24 protein-coding genes, 1 tRNA gene and 1 riboswitch are annotated in these 26,756 nt (G+C 60.8%); of the genes, 23 read left to right on the top strand and 2 right to left on the bottom strand.

From position 1 onward, the window contains the following. Nucleotides 1-64: 64 nt before the first annotated feature. Both AERO9A_RS10160 and AERO9A_RS10155 read left to right on the top strand, forming a co-directional pair. The gene (locus tag AERO9A_RS10160) at nucleotides 65-619 is read left to right on the top strand and encodes a tetratricopeptide repeat protein (RefSeq protein ID WP_159971847.1); all 555 of its coding nucleotides are present in this window, start codon (nucleotides 65-67) and stop codon (nucleotides 617-619) included. Nucleotides 620-710: 91 nt separating this feature from the next. Then, nucleotides 711-1,577, top strand: a complete 867-nt coding sequence (locus AERO9A_RS10155) for a DUF6279 family lipoprotein (RefSeq protein WP_159971846.1) — start codon at nucleotides 711-713, stop codon at nucleotides 1,575-1,577. A gap of 9 nt (nucleotides 1,578-1,586) precedes the next feature. On the opposite strand, the gene ung is transcribed toward AERO9A_RS10155, so the two are convergent. Continuing rightward, the gene (ung, locus tag AERO9A_RS10150) at nucleotides 1,587-2,276 is read right to left on the bottom strand and encodes a uracil-DNA glycosylase (RefSeq protein WP_159971845.1); all 690 of its coding nucleotides are present in this window, start codon (nucleotides 2,274-2,276) and stop codon (nucleotides 1,587-1,589) included. 139 nt (nucleotides 2,277-2,415) lie between these two features. Between ung and AERO9A_RS10145 the strand changes: the two genes are divergently transcribed. The 7 genes from AERO9A_RS10145 to mmsB all read left to right on the top strand — a co-directional run bounded on the left by AERO9A_RS10145 (nucleotide 2,416) and on the right by mmsB (nucleotide 9,946). Further along, nucleotides 2,416-3,228 (top strand): HDOD domain-containing protein, encoded by an 813-nt coding sequence (locus AERO9A_RS10145; RefSeq protein ID WP_159971844.1) that lies wholly within the window; start codon nucleotides 2,416-2,418, stop codon nucleotides 3,226-3,228. A 310-nt stretch (nucleotides 3,229-3,538) separates the two neighbouring features. Beyond that, nucleotides 3,539-4,786, top strand: coding sequence for a substrate-binding protein (locus AERO9A_RS10140; protein ID WP_159971843.1), 1,248 nt, complete (start codon nucleotides 3,539-3,541; stop codon nucleotides 4,784-4,786). A 6-nt stretch (nucleotides 4,787-4,792) separates the two neighbouring features. Beyond that, a complete protein-coding gene (locus AERO9A_RS10135; protein ID WP_159971842.1) occupies nucleotides 4,793-5,956 on the top strand; it encodes an acyl-CoA dehydrogenase family protein in 1,164 nt (387 codons plus the stop codon). A 38-nt stretch (nucleotides 5,957-5,994) separates the two neighbouring features. After that, nucleotides 5,995-6,813, top strand: coding sequence for an enoyl-CoA hydratase (locus AERO9A_RS10130; RefSeq protein WP_159971841.1), 819 nt, complete (start codon nucleotides 5,995-5,997; stop codon nucleotides 6,811-6,813). A gap of 103 nt (nucleotides 6,814-6,916) precedes the next feature. Beyond that, complete coding sequence (locus tag AERO9A_RS10125; protein WP_159971840.1) at nucleotides 6,917-8,020, top strand: enoyl-CoA hydratase/isomerase family protein; 1,104 nt, start codon at nucleotides 6,917-6,919, stop codon at nucleotides 8,018-8,020. Between the two features lie 69 nt (nucleotides 8,021-8,089). Beyond that, on the top strand, nucleotides 8,090-8,926 hold the full coding sequence (locus AERO9A_RS10120; protein ID WP_159971839.1) for an oxaloacetate decarboxylase: 837 nt from the start codon (nucleotides 8,090-8,092) through the stop codon (nucleotides 8,924-8,926). Nucleotides 8,927-9,064: 138 nt separating this feature from the next. After that, nucleotides 9,065-9,946, top strand: a complete 882-nt coding sequence (gene mmsB, locus AERO9A_RS10115) for a 3-hydroxyisobutyrate dehydrogenase (RefSeq protein WP_159971838.1) — start codon at nucleotides 9,065-9,067, stop codon at nucleotides 9,944-9,946. On the opposite strand, the gene AERO9A_RS10110 is transcribed toward mmsB, so the two are convergent. Beyond that, nucleotides 9,943-10,374: a hypothetical protein gene (locus AERO9A_RS10110; RefSeq protein WP_159971837.1), complete on the bottom strand. Its 432-nt coding sequence runs from the start codon at nucleotides 10,372-10,374 to the stop codon at nucleotides 9,943-9,945. The genes mmsB and AERO9A_RS10110 overlap by 4 nt on opposite strands. Nucleotides 10,375-10,670: 296 nt before the next feature. After that, a riboswitch (guanidine-I (ykkC/yxkD leader) is annotated at nucleotides 10,671-10,773 on the top strand. Between the two features lie 65 nt (nucleotides 10,774-10,838). Between AERO9A_RS10110 and AERO9A_RS10105 the strand changes: the two genes are divergently transcribed. From AERO9A_RS10105 to AERO9A_RS10040, 14 genes are all read left to right on the top strand, one after another. Further along, complete coding sequence (locus AERO9A_RS10105; RefSeq protein ID WP_159971836.1) at nucleotides 10,839-11,909, top strand: putative urea ABC transporter substrate-binding protein; 1,071 nt, start codon at nucleotides 10,839-10,841, stop codon at nucleotides 11,907-11,909. 61 nt (nucleotides 11,910-11,970) lie between these two features. Beyond that, on the top strand, nucleotides 11,971-12,786 hold the full coding sequence (locus AERO9A_RS10100; protein WP_159971835.1) for an ABC transporter permease: 816 nt from the start codon (nucleotides 11,971-11,973) through the stop codon (nucleotides 12,784-12,786). Next, nucleotides 12,783-13,586 (top strand): ABC transporter ATP-binding protein, encoded by an 804-nt coding sequence (locus AERO9A_RS10095; RefSeq protein ID WP_159971834.1) that lies wholly within the window; start codon nucleotides 12,783-12,785, stop codon nucleotides 13,584-13,586. The genes AERO9A_RS10100 and AERO9A_RS10095 overlap by 4 nt, the downstream gene beginning before the upstream one ends. 2 nt (nucleotides 13,587-13,588) lie before the next feature. Then, entirely contained in the window at nucleotides 13,589-14,317 is a 729-nt protein-coding gene (locus tag AERO9A_RS10090) for an urea amidolyase associated protein UAAP1 (RefSeq protein WP_159971833.1), read from the top strand. Between the two features lie 11 nt (nucleotides 14,318-14,328). Next, nucleotides 14,329-14,964, top strand: coding sequence for an urea amidolyase associated protein UAAP2 (locus tag AERO9A_RS10085; protein WP_159971832.1), 636 nt, complete (start codon nucleotides 14,329-14,331; stop codon nucleotides 14,962-14,964). 220 nt (nucleotides 14,965-15,184) lie between these two features. Further along, nucleotides 15,185-18,895, top strand: a complete 3,711-nt coding sequence (gene uca / locus AERO9A_RS10080; RefSeq protein WP_159971831.1) for an urea carboxylase — start codon at nucleotides 15,185-15,187, stop codon at nucleotides 18,893-18,895. A 697-nt stretch (nucleotides 18,896-19,592) separates the two neighbouring features. Continuing rightward, the gene (locus tag AERO9A_RS10075; RefSeq protein WP_159971830.1) at nucleotides 19,593-21,059 is read left to right on the top strand and encodes a sensor domain-containing diguanylate cyclase; all 1,467 of its coding nucleotides are present in this window, start codon (nucleotides 19,593-19,595) and stop codon (nucleotides 21,057-21,059) included. Further along, complete coding sequence (locus AERO9A_RS10070) at nucleotides 21,059-21,265, top strand: cysteine-rich CWC family protein (protein WP_159971829.1); 207 nt, start codon at nucleotides 21,059-21,061, stop codon at nucleotides 21,263-21,265. Before AERO9A_RS10075 ends, AERO9A_RS10070 begins: the two co-directional genes overlap by 1 nt. Nucleotides 21,266-21,268: 3 nt before the next feature. After that, the gene (locus AERO9A_RS10065) at nucleotides 21,269-21,961 is read left to right on the top strand and encodes a pseudouridine synthase (protein ID WP_159971828.1); all 693 of its coding nucleotides are present in this window, start codon (nucleotides 21,269-21,271) and stop codon (nucleotides 21,959-21,961) included. Nucleotides 21,962-22,352: 391 nt separating this feature from the next. After that, a complete protein-coding gene (locus AERO9A_RS10060; protein ID WP_159971827.1) occupies nucleotides 22,353-23,240 on the top strand; it encodes an alpha/beta fold hydrolase in 888 nt (295 codons plus the stop codon). 73 nt (nucleotides 23,241-23,313) lie between these two features. Then, a tRNA-Gly gene (locus AERO9A_RS10055) sits at nucleotides 23,314-23,387 on the top strand. A 549-nt stretch (nucleotides 23,388-23,936) separates the two neighbouring features. After that, nucleotides 23,937-24,920, top strand: coding sequence for a reverse transcriptase domain-containing protein (locus AERO9A_RS10050; RefSeq protein WP_159971826.1), 984 nt, complete (start codon nucleotides 23,937-23,939; stop codon nucleotides 24,918-24,920). After that, nucleotides 24,904-26,241, top strand: coding sequence for an ATP-dependent endonuclease (locus AERO9A_RS10045; RefSeq protein WP_159971825.1), 1,338 nt, complete (start codon nucleotides 24,904-24,906; stop codon nucleotides 26,239-26,241). Before AERO9A_RS10050 ends, AERO9A_RS10045 begins: the two co-directional genes overlap by 17 nt. A gap of 223 nt (nucleotides 26,242-26,464) precedes the next feature. Next, complete coding sequence (locus AERO9A_RS10040; RefSeq protein WP_256665902.1) at nucleotides 26,465-26,725, top strand: hypothetical protein; 261 nt, start codon at nucleotides 26,465-26,467, stop codon at nucleotides 26,723-26,725. Nucleotides 26,726-26,756 lie beyond the last annotated feature (31 nt).

The following is a 26,756-nucleotide window of genomic DNA, read 5'->3' as shown; positions in this document are numbered from 1 at the left end:
CGGGGCCTAACAGGTGGTTTTTCAACAGCCTGCTAACCTCCCATATCTGCCCAAAGGAGCCCAGATGAACCACTCATTTCGCTACCCAGCCCTCGCGCTTTTTACCCTGGCACTGCTGGTCGGCTGCGCCAACAAGGAGCCTCAGGAACAGCCCGACCCAGTAGTAACACCGGCCGCCGAGCAGACCGAACAGCAACAGTTGCTGGGCAAGGCGCTTGAGATACAGGCCAAGTTGCTCGAACAAGCGCAGCGCGGCGATCTGGAAAGCCAGTTCAAACTGGGCAGCAGCTACTTCGTCGGCCAACCAGATAAAAACCTCAAACAAGCCGAATACTGGTGGAAACAGGCCGCCGACAAAGGCCACTCCATGGCCGCTGTCAGCCTTGCCTACCTCTACACGGGCCGTGATGCTCCCGAGCTGGCCAATCAACGTGAGATGCTGCGCTACCTCAACCAATCCGCCGCAGCCGGCAACCCCATGGCGCAACACGTGCTGGGTAACCTCTACCGCCGTGGCGAAGGTGGCCTGCCGCGCGACCCGGATCAAGCCCGCCGTCTGTACGAAAGCGCCTGCAAGCAGAACTACGACGTGTCCTGCGCCGCCCTGCAGCACGAGTGAGCGAGTAACTCTTTAGCGGATATTTCCGCGCTCTTGCCCTGTGCCATGGAGGCAGTAGGCTCGGCAGCTCTGCCTCACGAGACGCTGCCCCATGCACAAGTTCTGGCTGTCGCTGCTAGCCCTGCCCCTGCTGCTGGTTGCCTGCAGCCGGATCGACCTGGCCTACCGTAACCTCGACTGGCTGATCCCCTGGAAACTCGATGACTACCTGGCCCTCGACGAGCAGCAGCGCGAGTGGTTGAAACCCCGCCTGCAGGAGCATCTGAACTGGCATTGCAGTGTGGAACTGCCGCGCTATCTACTCTGGCTGCGAGATACCCAGGCACTGCTGAACGACCCAGCCCCCGCGCGCCTGAATGCGCAACTCAATGAGTTCGACCTGGCCCTGCAGCGGATCGCCGTGCAGATCACCCCAAACGCCACCGAGCTGCTCAGCGGTCTTGAGCCGAATCAGGTCACACAATTGTTCGCCGCCCTGGACGAACAAAACGCCGAACTGCAGAAAACCTTTCTCACACCCACCCTGCCCGAGCAGATCGAGCTGCGCATCGCACGCATGAATGAACGCCTGGAGCCCTGGCTTGGCGAGCTAAACGCGCAACAACTCAGCAGCGTCGAAGCCTGGGCTGAGGAAATCGGCGCACAAAATACCGTCTGGCTGGAAAATCGTGCGGCCTGGCAGCAAGCGCTACGCGAAGCCCTGGAAAATCGCCACGCCGACGATTTCAGCCCACGCATGCAAGCGTTGCTGCAAGAGCGCGAGCGCTTCTATACCCAAGCCTATCGAGCACGCTACGCGAGCAACCGCGAGGCCATGGTGCAACTGTTCGCGGACTTGCTCAGCCAAGCCGAACGCGACCAGTTGGAACGCGCCAACAACCGCCTGGAAGAACTGCACGATGATCTGGCTGCGCAGCAGTGCAACGTCACCAGTGAGTCAGTCGCCAGCGCACGATAAAGGCGCCGCTCACAGCGGCGGCAGTTGCCAGTCGATAGGACTCAGGCCGTTCTGGCTGAGGAATTGATTGCAACGACTGAAATGGCCGTTGCCGATGAAGCCACGGTGCGCCGACAGCGGCGAGGGATGCGGTGAACGCAGCACCAGATGCTTGGTCGGGTCGACCAGGCGCTGTTTGCTCTGCGCATGGCTGCCCCAGAGCAGAAACACCAGCTTGTCCTGATGCGCGTTGACCACTTCGATCACCCGGTCAGTAAAGAACTGCCAGCCCATCTTGGCATGCGAGCCGGCGTTGGCCCGCTCCACCGTCAGCGAGGTGTTGAGCAGCAGCACGCCCTGATCAGCCCAACTCTGTAGATAGCCATGCGCGGGGATGTCGATATTCAGATCGCGCTTGAGCTCTTTGTAGATGTTCACCAGCGACGGCGGCGTCTGCACGCCGGGCTGCACCGAGAAGCACAAACCATGGGCCTGGCCTGGACCGTGGTAAGGGTCCTGACCAATGATCACCACCTTGACCTGACCCAGCGGCGTGGAGTTGAGCGCATTGAAGATCAGCGGCCCAGGCGGATAGATTTCCTTACCAGCCGCCCGCTCGGCACGCAGGAACTCGCCGAGTTCTTTCATGTAGGGCTTGTCGAACTCATCGCGCAGCGCTTGCTTCCAACTGGCTTCGAGTTTGATGCGATCATCGGTCATCCGCTGTTCCTGCCTGGTCTTCACACGAGCAGGCAAGCTAGAGAAGGGGGTGCGGCAAGTCAAGGAAGGCTAGCCCGAGACGCGTAATGATGCTTTGCTAGCCTTTCGACCATAGCTAACGTCAACGAAAAGGAAGCCGATGCCAACGACAGCCGATAACCTGCGCCTGGTGCTACTGGACCGTTTCCTCAAGGGCGAAGCCAAGATTCCGCAGATGCCCGAATCTGCCGTGCGAATCAAAAAGCTACTGGACAACCCCCACACCTCGCTGGAACAACTGACCCGCGTGATCAACGGCGACCCGCCCCTGGCCGCCTATCTCATGCACTTTTCCACCACGCCCCTGCTGCGTGGCAACCGCGCCTGCACCTCACTGCGCGATTTGCTCGGACGTCTAGGCACTCGCCAGCTATCGGATTTGGTACTGGGTTTTAGCCTGCAACACCTGTTCACCAGTCAGGATGCCGCACTGCAGCAGGTGTTCCGTGAACGCTGGCGACATGCCCGCGAGCGCGCCGCCTACTGTGCCGTGCTGGCTCAGCACATCGATTTCTCACTGGACGACGCCATGCTCGGCGGCCTTTTGCAGGACATCGGCAGCCTGCCGCTGCTCTCGGAGTTGGAACACTGGCCAGACCTGCCGCGCGACCCCGAGTCCCTGCACGCGCTCTGTGAACAGTTGTCCGGCACTATCGGCGCACTGATCCTGACGCACTGGCAACTGCCGCCTGCGGTTATCGAATGCACAAAACAGTATGGCCAACTGCAGCGCACACATGCAGGCGCTGCCGATCTGGCCGACCTGGTACTACTGGCCAGCGCCCTGCAAGGCACAGCAGCATTCAGTGAACCCTTACCGGTTCAGAGCAAGCTGGGTCTGGAGCAACCACTTGCCGAACTGCGCGACGAATTGGCGGACGCACTCAAGCTTTGGAAGCGCCTGCTGGCCTAGGCTTGGTACAAAAAGTCGTCGAACGAAGGTCAGGCAATAGCGATGGCAGCCCCGCGCAATCGCTCGAAGAAACGCAGTTTAAGCAGTGCAAATGAGCATTCGGAGAGCGATATCAACGCCGTATCAGTGAGCGCGCACTTTTCATACAAGGCCTAATATCGCCACGAACCTGTAACCGTATCTGGTCGACAGATAGAACAAGCCACGTGAACTAGAATCAGGAGAGCCTAACCAACAGCCAGAGAAATACTGCCAAACCGGTAAGCCGCGTAAACGTAGTCTGCAGAACAAAAACAAGGAGAACTGCAAAATGCGCCGTCTGTCAGCTGTCCTGGCCCTTTGGGCCGGAGTAACCGCCTGCGTGCAGGCTGCCGAGCCCATCACCCTCGGACTCAACTACCCGCGTACCGGGCCTTATAAAGAAGAAGGTCTGGCACAGATGCGTGGTGCTCTACTGGCCATCGATGAAATCAACGGCGCAGGCGGTGTACTGGGCCGCCCCTTGCGCTTATCCAGCAAAGACACTGCATCGCGCCCGGCCAAGGCAGTGAAGAACGTCGACAAACTGGCTGCCGAAGGCGCATCAATGCTTTTTGGCGGCTCCTCCAGCTCGGTGGCCATCGCCGCCGGCAAGCGCGCCAAGGAACTGGGTCTACTGTATTTCGGCACCCTGACCTACTCCAACGACACCACCGGCAAAGACGGCCACCGCTACATGTTCCGCGAGTGCAACAACGCCTGGATGAGTGCACAAGTGCTTGGCCAATACCTGAACAAGACACTGCCGAACAAACGCTATTTCTATATCACCGCCGATTACACCTGGGGCCATACCACCGAGGCCTCGTTACGCCACACCACCGCCAGTGAAGATGTAGGTCAGCATGCTGGCGTGCACGTTCCCTTCCCCGGCGCACGCCTTGCCGATTATCAGGACGCCCTGACTCAGGCCGCCTCCAGTAATGCGGATATTCTGGCGCTGGTGCTGTTTGGCGAGGATCTGGTACGCGCCATGCGGATTGCCAAGGAGCTGGGCCTGACCGAACGCATGCAGGTCATCGCCCCCAACCTCACGCAGAGCATCGTCGAACAAGCAGGCCCCAGCCTGATGCAAGGGGTAATCGGCACCGAACCCTGGACCTGGCGCGTACCCGCGCTGGAAAAAGCCCCCCGTGGAGAAGCCTTCGTCGAAGCCTTCAAAACGCGCTACCAGATGTACCCCTCCAGCTCCGCTGCCTCGGCCTACAGCATCGTCATACAGTGGGCAGATGCCGCCAAGCGCGCCAATAGCCTGGACAGCGAAGCGCTGATCAAGACCCTCGAAGGTCACCGCTACAAACTGCTGAAAGACGAGCAACAGTGGCGCGCCTTCGATCACCAGAACCTGCAAACGGTCTACGCCGTGCGGGTCAAACCACGCGATGAAGTGCTCAAGAATGATCTCAAGCAGGACTATTTCGAGATTGTCGATCGCCTCGACGCCAGCACGGCTCTACCCAGCCTTGAGGAGTGGCAGGCCGAACGCCGGGCCGCCGGCCAACCTCTGACCTTGCAGTGAGCCGCCATGAACTTCGAACTCAGCGCTGAACAACACCTGCTTACCGACAGTGCCCGTGCCTTTGCCAAGCGCGAGCTGGCACCGCATGCCGCCGACTGGGATCGCGACCACCACTTCCCCATCGATGTCATCCGCCGGGCGGCCGAACAGGGCTACCTGGCCCTGTGCATCGCCGAGCAAGACGGTGGGCTGGGTCTATCACGCCTGTCCAGCTCGCTGATCTTCGAGCAACTGGCCAGCGGCTGTGTGGCCACCACCGCCTATCTGACCATCCACAACATGGCCACCTGGATGCTCGCCAGCTTCGCGGAACAAGCTCTCAAAGACGCCTGGCTGCCTGGGTTGATCAGCGGCCAGTGGCTGGCCTCCTACTGCCTGACCGAGCCGAACGCTGGCTCCGACGCCGCCAACCTGCGCACCCGCGCTCGGCGAGATGGCGACGACTATGTGCTCGATGGCAGCAAATGCTTTATCTCCGGAGCCGGCAGTACCGATGTGCTGATCGTCATGGCGCGCACCGGTGCAGACGGCGCCAAGGGCATCTCCTGCTTTCTGGTGCCTGCCAATACGCCCGGCGTGAGCTACGGGCGTAACGAGGACAAGATGGGCTGGAAAGCCCAACCGACCCGCACCATCACCTTCGAGGGCGTGCGGATTCCCGCGAGCAACCGCATCGGCCCGGAAGGCGAAGGTTTTATCTACGCCATGAAAGGTCTCGATGGCGGTCGCATCAATATCGCCAGTTGCTCGCTCGGCGCGGCCCAGGCAGCCCTGGAGCAAAGCCTGCGCTATACCAGCGAACGCAAGCAGTTCGACAAAGCGCTGAGTGAGTTTCAAGCGCTGCAGTTCAAGCTCGCCGACATGCTCACCGACCTCACCGCCAGCAGACAGATGGTGCGCCTGGCCGCTCACAAAATCGACCAGGCCCACAGCGAAGCCAGCCTGTACTGCGCCATGGCCAAGCGCTTCGCCACCGACCGCTGCTTCAGCGTCTGCAACGAAGCCTTGCAACTGCACGGCGGTTACGGCTATCTGAATGACTATCCACTGGAGCGCTGGGTGCGCGACACCCGTGTGCATCAGATTCTGGAGGGCACCAACGAAATCATGCGGGTGATCATCGCCCGCCGCCTGCTGCAGCAGGACGGTATGCTCGATCGCCTGTTGTAGTTAGGTGCACGCGACGATGAACCCTATCGGGGACGACCATGAGCACAGCCATCGAAACCTACAAATCCGGCATCTTCGACCTGACCCACAAGCTCACCGTGGAAAAACACGGCCACACCGCACTCATCACCATCAACCACCCACCGGCCAACACCTGGGATCGCGACTCGCTGATCGGCCTCAAGCAAGTGGTCGAGCACCTTAACCGTGACGACGAGGTTTACGCCCTGGTGGTAACCGGCCAGGGGGCAAAATTCTTCAGCGCAGGCGCCGACCTGAATATGTTCGCCGACGGCGACAAGGCCCGCGCCCGCGAGATGGCGCGGCGCTTCGGTGAAGCCTTCGAAACTCTGCGCGATTTCCGTGGTGTGTCCATCGCCGCGATCAACGGCTACGCCATGGGCGGCGGCCTGGAGTGCGCGCTGGCCTGCGACATCCGTATCGCCGAGCGCCAGGCGCAGATGGCCCTGCCCGAAGCCGCCGTGGGCCTGCTGCCCTGCGCCGGTGGCACCCAGGCACTGCCCTGGCTGGTGGGCGAAGGCTGGGCCAAGCGCATGATTCTCTGCGGCGAGCGCCTCGACGCCGACACCGCCCTGCGCATCGGCCTGGTCGAGCAGGTGGTGGACACTGGCGAAGCGCGCGGCACCGCCTTGCTGCTGGCAAGCAAAGTCGCGCGGCAAAGCCCGGTGGCGGTGCGGACCATCAAACCGCTGATCCAGGGCGCCCGCCAACGCGGCCCGAACGCCTGGCTGCCGGAGGAACGCGAGCGTTTCGTCGACCTGTTCGACGCCGACGACACCCGCGAAGGGGTCAACGCATTTTTGGAAAAACGCGACCCGCAGTGGCGCAACAAGTAAGCCCAACAGTTGCACGCTCGTAGGGTGGACGTCGCCTTTCACGTCCACCACAACACACGCGGTGGATGGACAAAGCGCCATCCACCCTACGCGGGAAACACGCATGAATCTGCAATTCGAAGAACGCCCCAGCCTGCACGGCTACCGTATCGGCATCGCCAGCCTGGATGCCGAAAAAAGTCTCAACGCCCTTTCCCTGCCGATGATCGAGGCGCTCGATGCCCGCCTCAAGGCCTGGGCCGATGACCCCGAGATCGCCTGCGTGGTGCTGCGCGGCAACGGCGCCAAAGCCTTCTGCGCCGGTGGCGATGTGGTGCAACTCGTCCACCAGTGCCGCGAACATCCCGGTGAAGTGCCGCCCCTGGCGCAGCGCTTCTTCGCCGACGAATACCGCCTCGATTACCGCATCCACACTTATCCCAAACCATTCATCTGCTGGGCTCACGGCCATGTGCTCGGTGGCGGCATGGGCCTGCTGCAGGGTGCAGGCATCCGCATCGTCACCCCGAGCAGTCGCCTGGGCATGCCGGAAATCAACATCGGCCTGTACCCGGATGTCGGCGGCAGTTGGTTCCTCGCCCGCCTGCCCGGCAAGCTCGGCCTGTTCCTGGGCCTGACCGCCAGCGGCATGAATGCCCGTGACGCGCTGGATCTGAACCTGGCCGACCGCTTCCTGCGCGAGGATCAGCAAAGCGCCCTGCTCGACGGCCTGGTGCAACTGAATTGGCGCGAGCAGCCGCAGGCCCAACTGCACAGCCTGCTGCGCGCGCTAGAAAGCGAGGCGCGCAGCGAACTGCCTGCCGCGCAATGGCTGCCACGTCGCGCGCGCATCGATGAACTGCTCGATGTCGCCGACCTGCCAACTGCCGTACAAGCCATCAGCGCCTTACAAGAGGATGACGACGCCCTGCTCGCCCGCGCCGCCAAAACCCTGGCCCACGGCTGCCCGCTGACCGCGCACCTGGTCTGGGAGCAAATCCAGCGCGCCCGTCACCTATCGCTGGCCGAGGTGTTTCGCATGGAGTACGCCATGAGCCTGAACTGCTGCCGCCACCCGGAATTCCCCGAAGGCGTACGCGCCCGCCTGATCGACAAGGATCAAGCGCCGCGTTGGAACTGGCCAGACGTTGCAGCGATCCCGCCAGCCGTGGTCGACGCCCACTTCGCTCCAGCCTGGGACGGCGAACATCCATTGGCAGATTTGTAGCAGGGGCTTTTGTGGGAGGGTTTTAGCCGCGACCTGAAGAGCTGCAACCACTTACCAAGGAGCGACGGCATGGCCGATACGCAGCAGCAAAAAGCCCTGGCCTTCCAGGCCCTGCACCAGCGTGAGCGATTGCTGGTGCTGCCCAACCCCTGGGATGCAGGCTCGGCGAAAATCCTCGCGGCACTCGGCTTCGAGGCACTGGCCACCACCAGCGCAGGCCTGGCCTTCAGTCTCGGGCGCGCCGATGGTGAAGGCCTGATCAGCCGCGAAGACACACTGGCCAATGCCCGCGCCATTGTCGAAGCCACACCACTACCGGTAGCCGCCGATCTGGAAAACGGCTTTGCCGATGAGCCCACAGGCTGCGCCGAAACCATCATCCAAGCTGCCGCCTGCGGCCTGGTCGGCGGCTCCATCGAAGATGCCAGCGGCAATCCGCAGGTGCCCATCTATCCGCTGGAGCTGGCAGTCGAGCGCATTCGCGCCTCGGTGGCAGCCGCACGCAGCCTGCCCTTTCCCTTCACCCTCTGCGCCCGTGCTGAAAACTTCCTGCACGGGCGCGAAGACCTGGCCGACACCCTGCGGCGCCTGGAAGCCTATGCCGAGGCAGGCGCCGATGTGCTCTATGCACCGGGCCTGAGCACCCGCGCACAAATCGACGCCGTGGTTCGCGCCGTGGCGCCACGACCGGTCAACGTGCTGCTGGGGCTGTCCAGCAGCGCCCTGACGCTGGACGACCTGAGCGAACTGGGCGTGCGCCGCGTCAGCGTCGGCTCCAGCCTCGCGCGTGCCGCCTTTGGCGGTTTCCTGCAGGCCGCACGCGCACTGCGCCAGGGCGATGCCGGCTTCGCCAGAGATGCCGCGCCCTTCGCCGAACTCAACGACCTGTTCAAAGCCGGGCAGTAACCTCCATGCAATTTGGGTCATGGGCCTGTGGCAGGGGCTTTAGCCGCGACCGGCAGAGCAACGGGAACCGACACGATTGATGCGTGATTGATTGGCATTGAGCCGTACCCCAAGAGCAACAAGCAAAGGAGAGGCAGCATGACTCATATCGCCTTTATCGGCCTCGGCAACATGGGCTTGCCTATGGCCCGCAACCTGCTCAAGGCTGGCTACCCGCTGAGCGTATTCGACCTGCAGCGCAGCGCCGTCGACACCCTGGTAGGTGAAGGCGCACTAGCTGCCGACAGCGCTACGGACGCCGCCTCGCGAGCGCAGGTGGTGATCAGCATGCTGCCGGCCAGCCGTCATGTGACTGACCTGTATCTGGGCGAGAACGGCCTGCTCGAACGACTCAAGACAGGCACGCGGGTGATCGAGTGCTCGACCATCGCCCCGGAGGCAGCGCGTAAGGTACACACCGCCGCCCGTGAGCGCGGCATCGTCCTGCTCGATGCTCCCGTCTCTGGCGGCACCAGCGGCGCAGCCGCCGCAACCCTGACGTTCATGGTTGGCGGTGACACCGAGGCACTGGAAAAAGCCCGGCCGATTCTCGCCGCCATGGGCCGCAACATCTTTCACGCCGGGCCCGCAGGCGCCGGCCAGGTGGCCAAGGTGTGCAACAACCAGGTGCTGGCCGTGCAGATGATCGCCACCGCCGAAGCCATGGCCTTGGGCGTGGCCAACGGCCTGGAGCCAATAGTGCTGGCAGAAATCATGCGCCAGAGCTCAGGCGGCAACTGGACGCTGGAGAAGTACAACCCCTGGCCAGGCGTGATGGAACACGCGCCTGCGTCCAACGACTACAGCGGCGGCTTCATGGTCGAATTGATGGCCAAGGACCTCGGCCTAGCCCAGGAAACCGCCAACCACAACGGCAACAGCGCACCGATGGGCGCCCTGGCCCTGCAGCTTTATCGCTTGCTGCTCAAACAGGGCAAGGGCAAACAGGACTTCTCGGTGGTACAGCAGTTATTTATCTAGCGGCTACGCTCACCCATACCGCGCGGCTGCTGATAGCGCTCTTGCGAGTAACGCCGATCACCGTTACCCCAACCGCCACGGGGCCTGCCATCTGCGCCACGTGAGTCGTAACGGCGGTTGCCCTGGTATTGCTCATAACGTGGCTGTGGCCGCTGATGCCGAGGATAATCGGCCCGGTAGCGTGGCGGTGGCGCGTAACGTGGCGGTGTCGGCGGCGGCAGGTAACGGCGATCTTGCCGGTAACCATAGCGGCGCTCCTCATAGTAGTAACCCGGCACCACGTACACGGGCGGTGAGTATGTGTCGCGGCGGTAGCCATCGTTGTAGCGATAGTCGTAGTAGCCATAACCGGGTTGGTCGTAACCACCCCCGTATACCGTGCAACCCGACAGTGACAGCAACAGCATAAGCAGGATTTTTTTGGGCATGGCGGCCTCCTTTCGACCGCAGGGCACAGGGTCGGCATATGCCGACATAGGGAGGGGCTCCCTGTTCGTTCAGACACCGGCAACACCCTTAGGTGCAGTACCGCCCCATGGCCCGGCACAACGCCCCAGCAAGCAGCGCACAGCGATAAATCGCACCAACACGACGCACGCATTACATCCACATCAAGCCAGATACCGCGCCGCGCGGGTCTTCCAGCACCTGGCACGATGTTCGCTTTAGGCCAAAGGTGCAGGAAATGCCCGGTGCGCCGGGTACGCGGCACCACAATTTGTAACAAATAGCTGACTAGGGTTCCGGCTCGCCGATAAAGCGAGTGACTGGTCCGAGAGTTGGCGACCTCCTTCGAGGTTACACGGCGGGATAAAAGCCCGGGAGAACGCGCCCCATCCGTGGGGAAACGCCGCGAACTCCTGCCCGCCCTTTCTCGAACTGGAGGTTCCTCATGCGTAAGTCCCGTCTACTCTCCGTTCTCGCTGCCGCCGGTCTTGGCGCCGCGCTCAGCCTGTCCGCGCAGGCTGCTCCGAAAACCGACTTCAAGGTGTGCTGGACCATCTACGCCGGCTGGATGCCCTGGGAATACGGCGCCGCTCAAGGCATCGTCGACAAATGGGCGAAGAAGTACGACATCAACATCGACGTGGTGCAGATCAACGACTACGTCGAGTCGATCAACCAGTACAGCGTCGGCCAGTTCGACGGCTGCACCATGACCAACATGGACGCCCTGACCATCCCCGCCGCCGGTGGTGTGGACAGCACCGCGCTGATCATCGGCGACTTCTCCAATGGCAACGACGGCGTCGTGGTCAAAGGCGAAGGCAAGACCCTGGCCGACCTCAAGGGCATGGACGTCAACCTCGTTGAGCTGTCGGTTTCGCATTACCTGCTGGCCCGTGGCCTGGAGAGCGTCGGCCTAAGCGAACGCGACCTCAAGGTGGTTAACACCTCCGACGCCGATATGGTCGCTGCCTTCTCCACACCCGGCGTGCAGGCAGCGGCCACCTGGAACCCGCTGCTGGCCGAGATCGAAGCCACACCGAGCGTGACCAAGGTGTTCGATTCCAGCCAGATCCCTGGCGAAATCATCGACCTGATGGTGGTCAACAGCGCAACGCTCAAGGACAACCCCGCCCTGGGCAAGGCGCTGACCGGTGCCTGGTACGAAATCATGGCCACCATGGGCAGCGATTCGGCCGAAGGCAAAGCGGCCCGCGAACACATGGCCAAGGCCTCCGGCACCGACCTGGTCGGCTACGAGGCGCAACTGGCGGCGACCAAGATGTTCTACACCGCCAAAGACGCCGTGGCCTTCGCCACCAGCGCGCAACTGCCGGCAACCATGACCAAGGTGGCCGAGTTCTCCTTCGCCCACGGCCTGCTCGGCGATGGCGCGCAGAGCAGCGACGCCATCGGCATGAGCTTCGCCGGCGGTGTGACCACCGGTGACCAGGGCAACCTCAAGCTGCGCTTCGACCCGAGCTACATGCAGATGGCCGCCGACGGCAAGCTCTGACGCCTCTCCCGCCCGTTCCCCTAGGGAACGGGTTCAGGCCCCAAGCCAACCGAGAGATCCCATGCGCCTGATCAATCGACACCCGGATCGCGGCAGCCGCCTGCTGCTGATCCTCCTGCCCTTCGCGCTCGTACTGCTGGTGTACTTCAGCAGTTCGACCACGCGCCTGGCGGAGAACCCCAACGACAAGCTACTGCCCAGTGCCGCGCAGATGGCCGACGCCATCGACCGTCTGGCCTTTACCGAGGACAAACGCACTGGTCAGTATCTGTTCTGGGCTGACAGCGCCTCAAGCCTGAGGCGCCTGGCCCTGGGTCTGGGCATTGCCGCACTGGTCGGCCTGACCCTGGGCATTGCCGCCGGCAGCCTGCCGCTGTTCGGCGCACCGCTGTCGCCGCTGCTCACCGTGCTGTCGATGATCCCGCCACTGGCCATCCTGCCGATCCTGTTCATCGTCTTCGGCCTTGGCGAGCTGTCCAAGGTCATGCTGATCGTCATTGGCGTCACGCCGATGCTGGCGCGTGACCTCGAACAGCGCGCGCGGGAAATACCCAATGAGCTGCTGATCAAGGCGCAAACCCTCGGTGCCAGCACCTGGACGCTGATCCTGCGTCTGGTACTGCCGCAATTGCTGCCGCGTCTGCTCATTTCCCTGCGCCTGGTGCTGGGGTCGGCCTGGCTGTTTCTGATCGCCGCCGAAGCCATCGCCTCCACCGACGGTCTGGGCTACCGCATTTTCCTCGTGCGCCGCTACATGGCCATGGACGTGATACTGCCTTACGTGGCCTGGATCACCCTGCTGGCCTGGGCCATGGACCTGGGCCTGCGCCAGCTCACCCGCCTGTGCTTCCCCTGGTATGAAGGAGCCAAGGCATGAGCGCCTTCATTGAAGTGAAAAACGTCTGGCAACAATATGGCGACCAGACCGTGCTGGAGCGTCTCGACCTGAGCATCGCCGAGGGTGAGTTCTGCACCCTGGTCGGCGCTTCCGGTTGCGGCAAGTCCACCTTCCTGCGCCTGCTGCTTGGCCAGGAGCGTCCCAGCCGTGGGCAGATCCTGCTCGGCGGCGAGCCACTGACCGCCGAGCCAGATCCCAGCCGAGGCGTGGTGTTCCAGCGCTACTCGGTGTTCCCGCACCTGAGCGTGCTGGACAACGTCGCCCTCGGCCTGGAGCTGCGCCAGTCACGGCTGCTCGGCCGCCTGTTCGGCGCCGCCAAGCGCGAAGCCCGCGAACGTGCAGCCGAGATACTCACCAAGGTCGGCCTCGCTCACGCTCTGGACAAATACCCCAGCGCCCTCTCCGGTGGCATGCAGCAGCGTCTGGCCATCGCTCAGGCGCTGATCATGAAGCCGCGCGTGCTGCTGCTGGACGAGCCCTTTGGCGCACTCGACCCCGGCATCCGCAAGGACATGCACGCCCTGCTGCTGGAACTGTGGCACGCAACCGGGCTGACCGTGTTCATGGTCACCCACGACCTGTCCGAGGGCTTCAGCCTCGGCACGCGGCTGATGGTCTTCGACAAGCTGCGCCACGACCCACATGCCCCAGGCGCCTATGGCGCTCGGGTGACCTACGACATCCCTCTCAACGAAGGCCGCCGCAGCCAGCGCGCGGCAGCCGACCTGCTGCCCGCACACCTGCTCGGCAGCCTGCAACCCACTCACCAAGGAGCCTGAGCATGACTGCCTCTCTCGCCCTGCGTCCGACCCTGTATGAAGAGACCGTCCCTGGCGGCGGCCACACCTCCTTCATCCTCAAGCGCGGCCAACTGCTGCGCATCACCGATATCCAGGGCGGCGCCAACGTCAGCCTGCTGCTGTTCAACGCCCTGGAGAAAAGCGAACGGCTGAACCTGCCCGACACCCTCAAGGGTCAGCACACCGCCAAGCTCACCGCCGGCCACTGCCTGTACTCGGACATGGGCAAGGTACTGGCGGCCATCACCGCTGACACCTGTGGCTGGCACGACAGCTTCGGCGGCGTACTCAATGCCGAGGAAACGCTGGAGAAGTACGGCCAGGGCCGCTATCAGGAACTGCGCAACGGCTTCTTCCGCAATGGCATGGACAACCTGCTGGTGGAAATGGGCAAGTGGGATCTCGCGCTGGCCGACCTGCTGATGAACCTCAACCTGTTCAGCCGTGTGGACGTCGATGCCGAGGGCGCCTTCCACTTCCAGCCCAATAACAGCAAAGCCGGCGACTACATCGAGCTGTACGCACCGATGGACACCCTGGTGGTGCTCACCGCCCTGCAGCACCCGATGGACCCGAACCCGCAATACGCGCCCAAGCCGGTGCAACTGACCTGGAGCAAGGTCGACAGCGACGGCATCAGCGTGCTGTGCCGCACCTCGCGCCCGGAAAACGGCCGCGCCTTCCACAACACCGAACGCCAGTACATCTGAGGGCTGCCGAAATGACCCTGACCGCCAGCACCCTGCATCCCGAAACCGCCGTATTCCGCCACACCATCCCAGCGGGCGAGCCTTACCTGTTCGAAGTCAAGGCCGGGCAGACCCTGCGCCTGCACGACCTGGAAGGCAACCAGGCGATCGATACCCTGTTCTTCGCCGCCGCCAACCCGCGCGAACGCTTCGACCCGCAGCGCACCCTGCGCAAGCAAAACAAGGTCTACCTGACCACCGGCACCGTGCTCTATTCCAACCTCGGCAACCCGTTGCTGACCATCGTTACCGACACCTGCGGCCGCCACGACACCCTCGGCGGCGCCTGCGCGCAGGAGAGCAACACCGTCAGATATGCACTCGATAAGCGCTATATGCATAGCTGCCGCGACAACTTCCTGCGCGCCAGCCTGCACGACGGCCGCCTGAGCAAGCGCGACCTCGGCGCCAACATCAACTTCTTCATGAACGTACCCGTCACCCCCGAAGGCGGCCTGACCTTCGAGGACGGCATCTCCGCGCCCGGCAAATACGTGGAACTGAAAGCCGAGACCGACGTGATCGTGCTGATCTCCAACTGCCCGCAACTGAACAACCCCTGCAACGGCTGGAACCCAACCCCCGCCGAAGTGCTGGTGTGGGACTGACGTAGGGCGGGTGAAACCCGCCAAAACCCCAGCCGAAACGCTGGCACAGAACCAACGTAGGGCGGGTGCAACCCGCCAAGGCCCGGCGGGTTTCACCCGCCCTACAAATCGTCCCGCCAACACGCGCGGCACGCATCACCGGATTTTTCGCCACGGACGACCGTGGTGCACGACAAATGACGGCGGGACGGCCCGCCACGCCCTTCGAGGGTCAATGACGATGTTCGACAAACTCCTGATCGCCAACCGTGGCGCCATCGCCTGCCGCATCCTGCGCACCCTGCGCGAGCTGAACGTCGGCGGCGTGGCCGTGTACTCCGAAGCCGACGCCGCCAGCCTGCATATCCAGCAGGCCGACGAGGCCTTCTCCCTCGGCGAAGGCCCGGCCGCGCAAACCTATCTTGTCGTGGAGAAAATTCTCGACGTCGCCAAACGCACCGGCGCCAAAGCCATCCACCCCGGCTACGGCTTTCTCTCCGAAAACGCGGCGTTTGCCGAAGCCTGCGAAGCGGCCGGTATCGCCTTCGTCGGCCCGACGCCCGAGCAACTGCGCGTGTTCGGCCTCAAGCACACCGCCCGTGCCCTGGCCAAGCAGCACGGCGTGCCGATGCTCGAAGGCACCGAGCTGCTGGAAAACCTCGACGCAGCGCTCAAGGCCGGTGAGCAGGTCGGCTATCCGGTGATGCTGAAAAGCACCGCTGGCGGCGGCGGTATCGGCATGCGCGTGTGCCGTTCGGCGGCGGAACTCTCCGATGCCTTCGAGGCGGTCAAGCGCCTGGGGCAGAACAACTTCAGCGACAGCGGCGTATTCATCGAAAAGTACATCCAGCGTGCCCGCCATCTGGAAGTGCAGGTGTTCGGCGACGGCCAGGGCGAAGTGCTCGCCCTCGGCGTGCGCGACTGCTCGGTACAACGGCGCAACCAGAAGGTGCTGGAAGAAACACCAGCGCCGAACCTGCCCACCGGCATGGCCGATGAGCTGTGCGCCGCCGCCATCAAACTGGCCAAGGCGGTGAATTACCGCAGCGCCGGCACCGTCGAATTCGTCTACGACAGCGAGGCCGAGCGCTTCTACTTCCTCGAAGTGAACACCCGCCTGCAGGTCGAGCACGGCGTCACCGAACAGGTGTGGGGCGTCGATCTGGTGCGCTGGATGATCGAGCTGGCCGCAGGCGATCTGGCGCCGCTCAATGAACTGGCCAACGCACTCAAGCCGTCCGGCCATGCCATCCAGGCACGGCTGTACGCCGAAGATCCGGGCCGTGACTTCCAGCCCAGCCCCGGCCTGCTCACCGCCGTGCAGTTTCCCGAAGCCGACGGCAAGGCGCTGCGTATCGATACCTGGGTCGAGGCTGGTTGCGAGATCCCGCCCTATTTCGACCCGATGATCGCCAAACTGATCACCTGGGCACCCAGTCGAGATGAAGCCTGCAACGCGCTGGACAAAGCCCTTGGCGATTCCGTGCTGTACGGCGTTGAATGCAACCGCGACTACCTGCGCCAGATCCTGGCCGATACCCCGTTCGCCAGCGGCTCGCCATGGACGCGCTGCCTGGAAAACCTCGTCTATCAGGCGAGCACCTTCGAAGTGCTCAGCGCCGGCACCCAGACCAGCGTGCAGGACGTCCCCGGCCGCCTCGGCTACTGGGCCGTTGGCGTGCCGCCGTCCGGGCCGATGGACAGCCGCGCGCTGCGCCTGGGCAACCGCCTGCTCGGTAACGAAGAGGGCGCCGCCGGCCTGGAAATCACCATGAGCGGCCCCACATTGCGCTTCAATACCGACGCCGTGGTCGCCGTCACTGGCGCCGAGATTCCGCTGAGCATCGACGGCGTCGCCCAGCCGCTGAACACCGCGCTGCTGATCCGCGCAGGCAGCACCCTGGCCCTCGGCACCATCGCAGGCCCCGGTGCGCGCAGCTACCTGAGCATTCGCGGCGGCATCCAGGTGCCAGACTATCTGGGCAGCAAGAGCACCTTCACCCTCGGCCAGTTCGGCGGCCACGCGGGCCGCGCCCTGCGCGCTGGCGATGTACTGCATCTGCTGCCGCTCGATAGCAGCGAAGCCGGCGCACAACTGCCCGCCGAGCTGTGCCCGCCCCTGCCAGCGGTACGCGAACTGCGCGTGATCTACGGCCCGCACGGCGCCCCGGAATACTTCACACCCGCCTATGTCGACAGCTTCCTGGCCACTGACTGGGAAGTGCACTTCAACTCCAGCCGCACCGGCGTACGCCTGATCGGCCCGAAACCGGAATGGGTGCGCGACAGCGGTGGTGAAGCCGGCCTGCACCCCTCCAATATCCACGACAATCCCTACGCCATCGGCGCGGTAGATTTTACCGGCGACATGCCGGTGATCCTCGGCCCGGACGGCCCCAGCCTCGGCGGCTTCGTCTGCCTGGTGACCATCATCGAGGCCGACCTCTGGCAGCTCGGCCAACTCAAGGCCGGCGACAAGGTGCGCTTCGTGCCGGTGGATATCGCCACAGCGCGGGAGTTGGCGCAAAGCAATGCACGCGAATACGCCGAACTTTGTAGGAACGGCCGGGCGGCGCTCCGCTTTAGCCGCGATGCAGGCGACACCGAAATCGCGGATAAATCCGCTCCTACAGACACGACCGTAGCCCGGATGCAATCCGGGGAAATCGCAGCACCTGAGTCCCGGATTGCATCCGGGCTACAAAGCCCCATCGTCCTCGACCTCGGCCAAGCCGACACCCGCCTGGTCGCGCGCCTGTCCGGTGACACCCACCTGCTGCTGGAAATCGGCCAGCCGGAACTCGATCTGGTGCTGCGCTTCCGTGGCCATGCGCTAATGCAGGCGCTGGAGGCCAAGCAACTGGGCGGCGTAATCGACCTGACGCCGGGCATCCGCTCGCTGCAAGTGCATTACCAGCCGGAAACCCTGGCCCTGCGAACACTGCTCGATATCGTCGCCGGTGAGTGGGACGCCGTATGCGCTGCGCAAGACCTGCGCGTGCCGTCGCGTATCGTCCACCTGCCGCTGTCCTGGGACGATCCGGCTTGCCAGTTGGCAATCGACAAGTACATGACCACCGTGCGCAAGGACGCCCCCTGGTGCCCGAGCAACCTGGAGTTCATCCGCCGCATCAACGACCTGCCGAATCTGGACGAGGTGTACCGCACCGTGTTCGACGCCAGCTACCTGGTCATGGGCCTGGGCGACGTCTACCTCGGCGCGCCGGTGGCCACCCCGCTCGACCCGCGCCATCGCCTGGTCACCACCAAGTACAACCCGGCGCGTACCTGGACGGCGGAAAACTCCGTCGGCATCGGCGGCGCCTACATGTGCGTGTACGGCATGGAAGGCCCAGGCGGCTACCAGTTCGTAGGTCGCACCCTGCAGATGTGGAACCGCTACCGCGCGGTCGAAGCCTTCGACGGCAAGCCCTGGCTGCTGCGCTTCTTCGACCAGATCCGCTTCTACCCGGTATCGGCTGACGAACTGCTGCGCATCCGCCGCGACTTCCCGCTGGGCCGCTACCCGCTGCGCATCGAACAGAGCGAACTGGCCCTGGCCGACTACCAGCAGTTTCTCGACGCCGAAGCCGACGGCATCGCCGCCTTCCGCGAGCAGCAGCGCGCCGCCTTCGACGCCGAACGCCAACGCTGGATCGACAGCGGCCAGGCGCACTTCGAGGTCGAGGAAGCCGCGCCCGAGCAGGATGAGGACGCCCCGCTCGCTGTAGGCCAACACGCCATCGAAAGCCATGTCGCCGGCAACCTCTGGCAGGTGCAGGTCGAAGTTGGCGCGCAGGTGCAGGCCGGCGACGTGCTGGTAATCCTCGAATCGATGAAGATGGAGATTCCGCTCACTGCGCCGATGGCCGGCACCGTGCGCGAAGTGCGCGTACAACCGGGCTCACCCGTGAGGGCCGGGCAACGTGTGGTGGTGCTGGAAGAAGCCTGAAAACATCGCCGCTAAAGCGCCTCCCACAGGACCCACGAACATCCTGTGGGCGGCACATCTGCGCACAACGGCTGGGCGGTATTGCGCCTCAACCACGATCGCGACATCTAATCGCCCCCGTAGGAGCGGCTTCAGCCGCGATCTCACCAAAGCCCCAAGCGCCACCTGTGGGAGGGGCTTTAGCCGCGACCGCTTCACCTCCCACCGCCCCCAATCGCGGATAAATCCATCTAATCGCCCCCCGTGGGAGCGGCTTCAGCCGCGATCCCGCAATAGCCCCAAGCGCCACCTGTGGGAGGGGCTTTAGCCGCGACCGCTTCACCTCCCACCGCCCCATCGCGGATAAATCCGCTCCTACAACAACCCCGTAGCCCGGATGCATCCTATGGGAGGCAAAGCAGCACACTGGCAGGGCCGGGCGTCATTCCACTTCAGCCACGATCTCGCCCTCTAATCCACCCGTGGGAGCGGCTTTAGCCGCGATCTCACCAAAGCCCCAAGCGCCACCTGTGGGAGGGGGCTTTAGCCGCGACCGCTTCACCTCCCACCGCCCCATCGCGGATAAATCCGCTCCTACACCCCCCCTATTAGCCAAACATCCATAGCCGATAAAACAGCGCCAACTGTGATCACAACTGGCGCTTTCCACGCCCAACCAGCTAGCATCACGCCATCAACTCGCCCCACGGATTCACCCATGCCCCTGCGCCGCCAAAGGCAAACGCAAACCTCGCTGAGGTTGCTCCTCCTGTTCCTGCTTGGCAGCGGCTTTCTCAGCACCACATTGCTGAGCTACCACGCCTCGCGTGATTCGATCCGCGACAGCATCGTCAACACCGAACTGCCGCTGACCTCCGACACCGTCTACTCGGAAATCCAGAAAGATCTGGTGCGCCCCATCCTCATCTCCTCAATGATGGCCCGCGACACCTTCCTGCGTGACTGGGTGCTGGCCGGCGAGCACGACCCGGCGCAGGTCACTCGCTACCTGCGCGAAGTGCAGGAACACTACGGCGCCGTCACCAGCTTCTTCGTCTCCGACAAAACCCGCACCTATTACCAGGCCAGAGGCGTGCTCAAACAGGTCAGGCCGGACGAGCCGCGCGACCTGTGGTACTACCGCGTGCGTGGCCTACGCGAACCCTACGAAATCAACGTCGACGTCGACATGGCCAACGCCGACCGCCTGACCATTTTCATCAACTACAAAGTGCTGGACTACGACGGCAAATTCATCGGCGCCGCCGGCGTAGGCCTGGCTGTCGACGCCGTGGTCAAGCTGATAGACGAATACCAGCAACGCTACGAGCGCAGCGTCTACTTCGTCGACACAATGGGCCACATCACCCTCACCGGCACCCAAGGCGGGCCGATGGGCGCGAAAGTCGGCGACTCGCTCGCCGACATCGACAGCCTCAGCGAACTGCTGGAAAAACTGCCAACGCCACAGAGTGGCCGCTTCGAATACCAGGAGCATGGCCGCGAGCACTTCCTCAACGTGCGCTACATTCCCGAGCTGGAGTGGTATCTGTTCGTCGACAAACAAGACCAGGCCCTGACCGACATCCGCCACGGCCTCTACCTCAACCTGCTGCTATGCCTGATGGTCACCGCCATCGTCCTCACCCTGGTCAGCCTGGCGATCCGCCGCTACCAGCACCGCATCGACGCCCTCGCCACCACCGATAGCCTCACCGAACTGCCCAACCGGCGCGGCTTCGATCTGCTCGCCGAACAAGCCCTGCAAGAAGCGCAGCGCGACAGCATCCCGCTGTGCGCGCTGCTGCTGGATCTGGACCACTTCAAGCTGATCAACGACGAGCACGGCCACCTGGCAGGTGATGCAGTGCTGCGCCGCTTCGCCGAACAATTGCGCGGCGCCCTGCGCCAGTCCGACATCCTCTGCCGCTGGGGCGGCGAGGAATTTATCGTGCTACTGAAAAACAGCGACCGCCAAGCCGCCCATGAACTGGCGGAAAAACTGCGCCAGCACTGCGCCGCACAACGCTACCCGGTGAGTGATAAAACACTGCAAGTGACCGTCAGCCTCGGCCTCAGCCAGTGGCAGCCGGGCGAAAGCCTGCACGCCCTACTGGGCCGCGCCGACCGCGCCCTGTACCGCGCCAAGCAGGCCGGGCGCGACCGCGTGTGCAGCGATAACTGATGGACACCCAACGCTGCCCGCTATGCGGCAAAGCCAACCAATGCAGCATCGCCGCTGGCCGCAGCGACGAGCCTTGCTGGTGCTTCGAAGCCAAAATCGACCCCAACGCGCTGGAGCGCCTGACGCCCGCGCAACGCGACCAAGCCTGCCTGTGCCCGGCCTGCGCCGGTGCCGTCGCAGCCGCCAAACGCAACGAGCGCGACTGAGCCATGCGCCTGGATCGCTTCCTCAGCAACTTCCCGCGCTTCAGCCGCCAGGACAGCCGCCTGCTAATCAGCGCCGGGCGCCTGCGCGTGGACGGCCAGATCGTCCGCGACCCACTCCATGAGATCCGCGACTTCCAACGCGTGGAGCTGGATGACGAACTGCTGCAAGCCGGGCGCAGCGCGCGCTACTGGATGCTGCACAAACCGGTCGGCGTGGTCAGCGCCACCGAACACGACAAACACCGCACCGTACTCGACCTGCTCGACGAGCCGGACAAACACGACCTGCACCTGGCCGGGCGCCTCGACCTGAACACCAGCGGCCTGCTGCTGATCACCAACGACGGGCGCTGGTCGCGGCGCATCACCCAACCACAGCAACGCAAACCCAAGGTCTACCACGTCACCACCGAACAGCCGATCACCGGCGAATACGCCGAGGTCTTCGCCCAAGGCCTGTACTTCGCCTATGAAGACCTGACCACCCTGCCCGCCCAACTGGAAATCCTCGACAGCCACAGCGCCCGCCTGACCCTGTTCGAAGGGCGCTACCATCAGGTCAAGCGCATGTTCGGCCACTTCCGTAACCGCGTCGTCACCCTGCACCGTGAAAGCATGGGCGCCATCACCCTCGACCCGCAGCTCGCCCCCGGCCAGTACCGCGCCCTGACAGCTACGGAAATCGCCAGCGTCTGAGCGCCTCTCATCGCGCCAAACGGCAACCCGACCAACGGTCAAAACAATCACAGATAAAAATGTGACTTACCCTTGCGCGGCTGCAAGGCACCTGCTTGAATCGAATCATAAGTCTGCGCATGACCAAATAGTCACAGCGAGAGACGCATATATCTTCGTCAGTTGCTGGTGCTCTGCACCGATTGGATTCCTGCCTGGTAACACCGCTTATTCCGGCCCTAAAAAGCCTGGAATATCCGCCCGTTACGATCCTAACTGATTGAAATTCCTATACTTATAAAAATCCCCTGCCTGACATCAAGCTGTCACGCTCAGGCGCTTTTCTTCTCTGCTGAAGCACAGCGAACGGCCAACCGCTCGCCACGACCCACTTGCGCCAGGAGGAAACGACATGAGGCCAGAAACCGCAGTCGTCGAGATCAACAGGAAGCACAAGGTACACACGGAGTTCTACGGCAATCCGGCAGCAAGCAAGACCATCATCCTGGTCAACGGCTCACTGGCCACCACCGCCTCGTTCGCGCAAACGGTCAAATACCTACAGCCACAATTCAACGTGGTGGCCTTCGACCTGCCCTACGCCGGCCAGTCGAAGCCCTACAACACGGACTTCACCCCGATAACCAAGGAAGACGAAGCAGCGATCCTGCTGCACCTGATCGACCACTACGGCGCCAACTACCTGATGTCCTTCTCCTGGGGCGGCGTCGCCTCCCTGCTCGCCCTCGCGCAACGCCCGGCGACACTGGAGAAAGCCGCCATCTGCTCCTTCTCGCCGATCCTCAACGTGCCGATGCTCGACTACCTGCACAAGGGCTTGCGCTTCCTCGGCTCGGTAGATCGCGACAACGTAGCCCTGCTGGTCAACAGCACCATCGGCAAACACCTGCCCTCACTGTTCAAGCGCTTCAACCACAAACACATCAGCACCCTTGATGAACACGAGTACCGGCAGATGTACGCACACATCAAACAGGTGCTGGGCATGGAAGCGCACTGCCGCAAGGAATGCCTGCAGGCCATCGACATCCCACTGCTGTTCGTCAACGGCGACCGCGACGAATACACCTCAGTGGAAGACGCCTGCCTGTTCGCCCAACACATCGACAACGCCCAGTTCGCCGTGATCGACGATGCCGGCCACTTCCTCGACATGGAGCACAAGGCTGCCTGGCTGCAGAGCCAACGCGTACTGCTGGACTTCTTCAACGCCCCCAGCAAACGCCTGCAACTGCCAGTCAAAGGCGACCTGCGCGAACTGCAGGCGATGGCGGTATGAAGAGCACCAAGCGCAAAGCGAATGCGCTTTGCGCTTCATTTCCGCCGCAGGTTCCGGTATAAAGGCACCCGCTGCGGGTGTCGTATAATGGTAATACCCTAGCTTCCCAAGCTAGAGCCGTGGGTTCGATTCCCATCACCCGCTCCAGACAGCCAAGCAAAAGCCCCGTCATCACTGACGGGGCTTTTTCGTTTCTGGCGTTTGAAAGGCTTGACCGCAAGGGTTTGGGCCGGGAAAGATGGCGCTTTGCGATCAGACGGGAAAGGCGTCAGGCAGAAAATAAATCTGTCACCTTTTCGTCACAGGAAGCAGCTAGACGCTGGTATGCCGTAGGACTTGACTAAGCAGAGGAGCGTCATGGCAGATGCTTGATTTTGGCTCAGGTTCCCCTAAAATGAGGGCATGTCAGCGACTAGGAGTAGCTCCAGTCAACAGTCTGACCTCTAGGCGCCTTTATCCTTTTTACGTTTGTACCGCTCTTCTTGATGCAAGGCATAAGAAGAGCGGTACAAATAGTAAAAAACCTCCTCGGCACCTAGCAGCACTCTCCAGCCTCCAGCTCAAGCCAGTACCTACATTCCCGACTCCTAGCACTCCTTGTTTCGCATCCTGCGGTAACATCTGCTATGCCTCATCGTCACGACCTCACGCCAATTGGTAGCTAGAGCAATTGGCTCGCATCAGGTGAAGACCTTTATGAACAAGAAGAAACTAGAAGTCCTATTTGAGGCCATGTATCACGGAAAATACAGCTTCAAAGACTTCATAGAAAGTGACATAAGTGCTGAATATGCATCATTCAAAGCAAAAGAACGCACAATATACCGAACAACAAAAAAACTGAAAACATTTCACTCTTTCATTAGCTTATTCATACTTGAATACCTGAACATCAACCCAAGAGTAGTCTACTCATATAGAAAAGGCTTCAACTCCCTTGACGCCGTTTCCAAACACGCCCAAAGCAAATATTTCTTTCAAACAGACATTGAACATTTCTTTGAGAACTTAACCACACCACTAATACGAAAAACCATACTAAATAATTCTGACAACAGCCCCGTACTAGACATCGAAAACCATATCGACAGGATAGTAGAGCTCACCACACTTAACAATTCTCTGCCACTGGGATTCTCCTCATCACCAGTAATGAGCAATGCCTGCCTTTATGATTTCGACAACGAATTAGAGAAACTTTGCATACAGAACGAACTAATTTATACGCGATACTCAGACGACATAATCATATCAAGCCAAAATCAAGAAAAAATAGAACCTATTGAAAGCACAATCGAATTTATTTTAAACAAGCATCACAATGGACAACTAAATCTAAACAAACAAAAAAGCAAACACACACGAAAAGGAAACAAAGTAAAACTCCTAGGATTGGCCATACTGCCAAACGGAAAAGTAACCATTGACATAAAGATAAGAAATGAAATCGAAGTATTACTTTTCCACTATGTAAATGACAGAGATAAATTTCTTGATCATGAAAAAATAAAGCAAGACATGACAAAGGGAGTTGACTTACTCTTCGGGTACTTAAACTACGTAAGCACCATAGATAAAAATTACCTAGAAAAACTCAGAAAGAAATTTGGCGCAACCGTAATAGACATGTTCTTACACAGAACAAAAAAGAAAGAGGATCGCCATGCAAATAACTTTTGAAGTTAGGCGCGTCCAACATGTCGAGTCCCTAACTCTCTCTCTAAATCTTTCAGAGCATAAGATATCTTGTATCGTAGGAAAAAACGGAGTCGGCAAAACAACCCTTATCAAAGCAATAAAAAACTTCTCACTTGCGGACACCTTTAAAAAAACCTCCGCCGATTCAATCTTCCACAAGAACAGCAACATAACGTACAAAGTCAACGAAGAAATTTATAGCTTCGAGTATGTCGAAAACATAAGCAGCCTTAACTGCAAAAAAAACATACCAGACGAGATCAAGGAAAACATCGACGTAGAACTGCCACTACCTCACGGCCAGCGCTTCAATTTCTTTCAGACGATAAGCAATGTTGACGACGACATAAGGCGCGCCGTTGTTTTAGAACAATACTCAAGACCAGATGACTTAATTTCCTTTTTAAGCGAAATATATGATAGCGACAAATTCAACAACATCAGAGCCATCAAAGTCAAAAACAGCGAATATTACTGCATAGTACTGCCAGAAAATAAATACATACGCGAAGATTACCTAAGCTCTGGCGAATACTTACTAATAAGCCTATACAGAAAAATAAAAAGCCGCCGAAAACTTATCGTAATAGATGAAATAGATATTTCCCTGGACGCAGCAGCCCAGGTAAGGCTGATACGTTGGCTAAGGGCATGCTGCACAGAGTTCCAGATAAACATCCTATTCACATCTCACTCCTTAGCAATGATACGAATGCTCGATGATGGAGAGCTGTATTACATGCAGGAGAATGATGCAACAACAGAAATCAAAGAGGTCTCATACAACTACATAAAAAGCGTAATGTTTGGCTTTAACGGGTATGACAAATACATACTAACCGAGGACATTACTCTAAGAGACTTCCTGCAGCACATAATTGCCAAATACTGCCCAAACACATTCTACAAGTACCACATAATACACACAGGCACAGCAGCTAGCGTCGCCGACTTATTGCAACGCAACATCAATGAAGAGTTCTTATCGATAGAGAGAAATGTAATAGCCATTATGGATGGAGACATGCGAAACGAGGAAATAGGCAGCCGCCCCAATACATATTGCATTCCTTTAGATAGTGTCGAGAAGGCGCTGCATGATCTTCACGAGAATGGCGGAGTGCACCCAAGAATCACAGGACATATACCGCGCAAAGAGCATAAAAGAGTATTCAAGGATTTATTAATCAGAAATCTCATGAGCAAAAGTGAAATATTTGAACTTCTCTGCAATACCTACAATGAAGACATTGAAGCCTTCGCAGTGAATCTAAGAAATTTCCTCTATCCTATGAGGCTTTAGAATGTCGAAAAAGTGTCGAAATCACTGCAAGGGATAGCGAAAAAATGCAATTGGCCTTGGTCTACAAGGCCAGAAAAGTCGGCCGTTGCGGATCACAGCGAGGGCTGGAAAGGGTTCGATTCCCTGTACACACAACCAGACAAACCACTCAACCATTTCCCCGGAACTTCTACCCCCCAACGCCACCAGAACCCTATATGTCTTTTTCTGGAGGCCCCTGGCGATGGAACAGTGGAATATCTGGCTTGAACGCGATGTCTGGCTCAACGTGGCGATTGTCCTGGTCGCCACGGCGCTGATCTACGGCGTACTGCGAGCCGTGGTCGGGGCGCTGCACAAGCGCTTGACGGCCTGGTCGAAGGATCAGGATGGCAGTTGGCAGCACTTCGTCGCGGTCGTGATTGGCCGTACCAGCCGTTTGTTGCTGCGGGCCTTTTCCCTGCTGCTGGCGTTGCGCTTGCCGGATCTTCCCGACAGTTGGTAAGCGCTCCACAAACCCCACCTTCATCTGAGTC

The organism is Pseudomonas sp. 8Z (genome assembly GCF_902506535.1).
In the GTDB taxonomy this organism is placed as follows: domain Bacteria; phylum Pseudomonadota; class Gammaproteobacteria; order Pseudomonadales; family Pseudomonadaceae; genus Aquipseudomonas.
Note: the sequence above shows the minus strand (reverse complement) of the source record. Positions and strands in the feature narration are given on the sequence as shown.

Bases quoted from the DNA above. Each gene is read 5' to 3' on its own strand.
- AERO9A_RS10050 (WP_159971826.1), top strand. From the start codon at position 23,937: ATGAACAAGAAGAAACTAGAAGTCCTATTTGAGGCCATGTATCACGGA.
- AERO9A_RS10105 (WP_159971836.1), top strand. From the start codon at position 10,839: ATGCGTAAGTCCCGTCTACTCTCCGTTCTCGCTGCCGCCGGTCTTGGC.
- AERO9A_RS10060 (WP_159971827.1), top strand. From the start codon at position 22,353: ATGAGGCCAGAAACCGCAGTCGTCGAGATCAACAGGAAGCACAAGGTA.
- AERO9A_RS10160 (WP_159971847.1), top strand. From the start codon at position 65: ATGAACCACTCATTTCGCTACCCAGCCCTCGCGCTTTTTACCCTGGCA.
- AERO9A_RS10125 (WP_159971840.1), top strand. From the start codon at position 6,917: ATGAATCTGCAATTCGAAGAACGCCCCAGCCTGCACGGCTACCGTATC.
- AERO9A_RS10090 (WP_159971833.1), top strand. From the start codon at position 13,589: ATGACTGCCTCTCTCGCCCTGCGTCCGACCCTGTATGAAGAGACCGTC.
- AERO9A_RS10140 (WP_159971843.1), top strand. From the start codon at position 3,539: ATGCGCCGTCTGTCAGCTGTCCTGGCCCTTTGGGCCGGAGTAACCGCC.
- AERO9A_RS10110 (WP_159971837.1), bottom strand. From the start codon at position 10,374: ATGCCCAAAAAAATCCTGCTTATGCTGTTGCTGTCACTGTCGGGTTGC.
- AERO9A_RS10045 (WP_159971825.1), top strand. From the start codon at position 24,904: ATGCAAATAACTTTTGAAGTTAGGCGCGTCCAACATGTCGAGTCCCTA.
- mmsB (WP_159971838.1), top strand. From the start codon at position 9,065: ATGACTCATATCGCCTTTATCGGCCTCGGCAACATGGGCTTGCCTATG.
- AERO9A_RS10130 (WP_159971841.1), top strand. From the start codon at position 5,995: ATGAGCACAGCCATCGAAACCTACAAATCCGGCATCTTCGACCTGACC.
- AERO9A_RS10100 (WP_159971835.1), top strand. From the start codon at position 11,971: ATGCGCCTGATCAATCGACACCCGGATCGCGGCAGCCGCCTGCTGCTG.
- AERO9A_RS10065 (WP_159971828.1), top strand. From the start codon at position 21,269: ATGCGCCTGGATCGCTTCCTCAGCAACTTCCCGCGCTTCAGCCGCCAG.
- AERO9A_RS10070 (WP_159971829.1), top strand. From the start codon at position 21,059: ATGGACACCCAACGCTGCCCGCTATGCGGCAAAGCCAACCAATGCAGC.
- AERO9A_RS10135 (WP_159971842.1), top strand. From the start codon at position 4,793: ATGAACTTCGAACTCAGCGCTGAACAACACCTGCTTACCGACAGTGCC.
- ung (WP_159971845.1), bottom strand. From the start codon at position 2,276: ATGACCGATGATCGCATCAAACTCGAAGCCAGTTGGAAGCAAGCGCTG.
- AERO9A_RS10155 (WP_159971846.1), top strand. From the start codon at position 711: ATGCACAAGTTCTGGCTGTCGCTGCTAGCCCTGCCCCTGCTGCTGGTT.
- AERO9A_RS10120 (WP_159971839.1), top strand. From the start codon at position 8,090: ATGGCCGATACGCAGCAGCAAAAAGCCCTGGCCTTCCAGGCCCTGCAC.
- AERO9A_RS10075 (WP_159971830.1), top strand. From the start codon at position 19,593: ATGCCCCTGCGCCGCCAAAGGCAAACGCAAACCTCGCTGAGGTTGCTC.
- AERO9A_RS10095 (WP_159971834.1), top strand. From the start codon at position 12,783: ATGAGCGCCTTCATTGAAGTGAAAAACGTCTGGCAACAATATGGCGAC.
- uca (WP_159971831.1), top strand. From the start codon at position 15,185: ATGTTCGACAAACTCCTGATCGCCAACCGTGGCGCCATCGCCTGCCGC.
- AERO9A_RS10040 (WP_256665902.1), top strand. From the start codon at position 26,465: ATGGAACAGTGGAATATCTGGCTTGAACGCGATGTCTGGCTCAACGTG.
- AERO9A_RS10145 (WP_159971844.1), top strand. From the start codon at position 2,416: ATGCCAACGACAGCCGATAACCTGCGCCTGGTGCTACTGGACCGTTTC.
- AERO9A_RS10085 (WP_159971832.1), top strand. From the start codon at position 14,329: ATGACCCTGACCGCCAGCACCCTGCATCCCGAAACCGCCGTATTCCGC.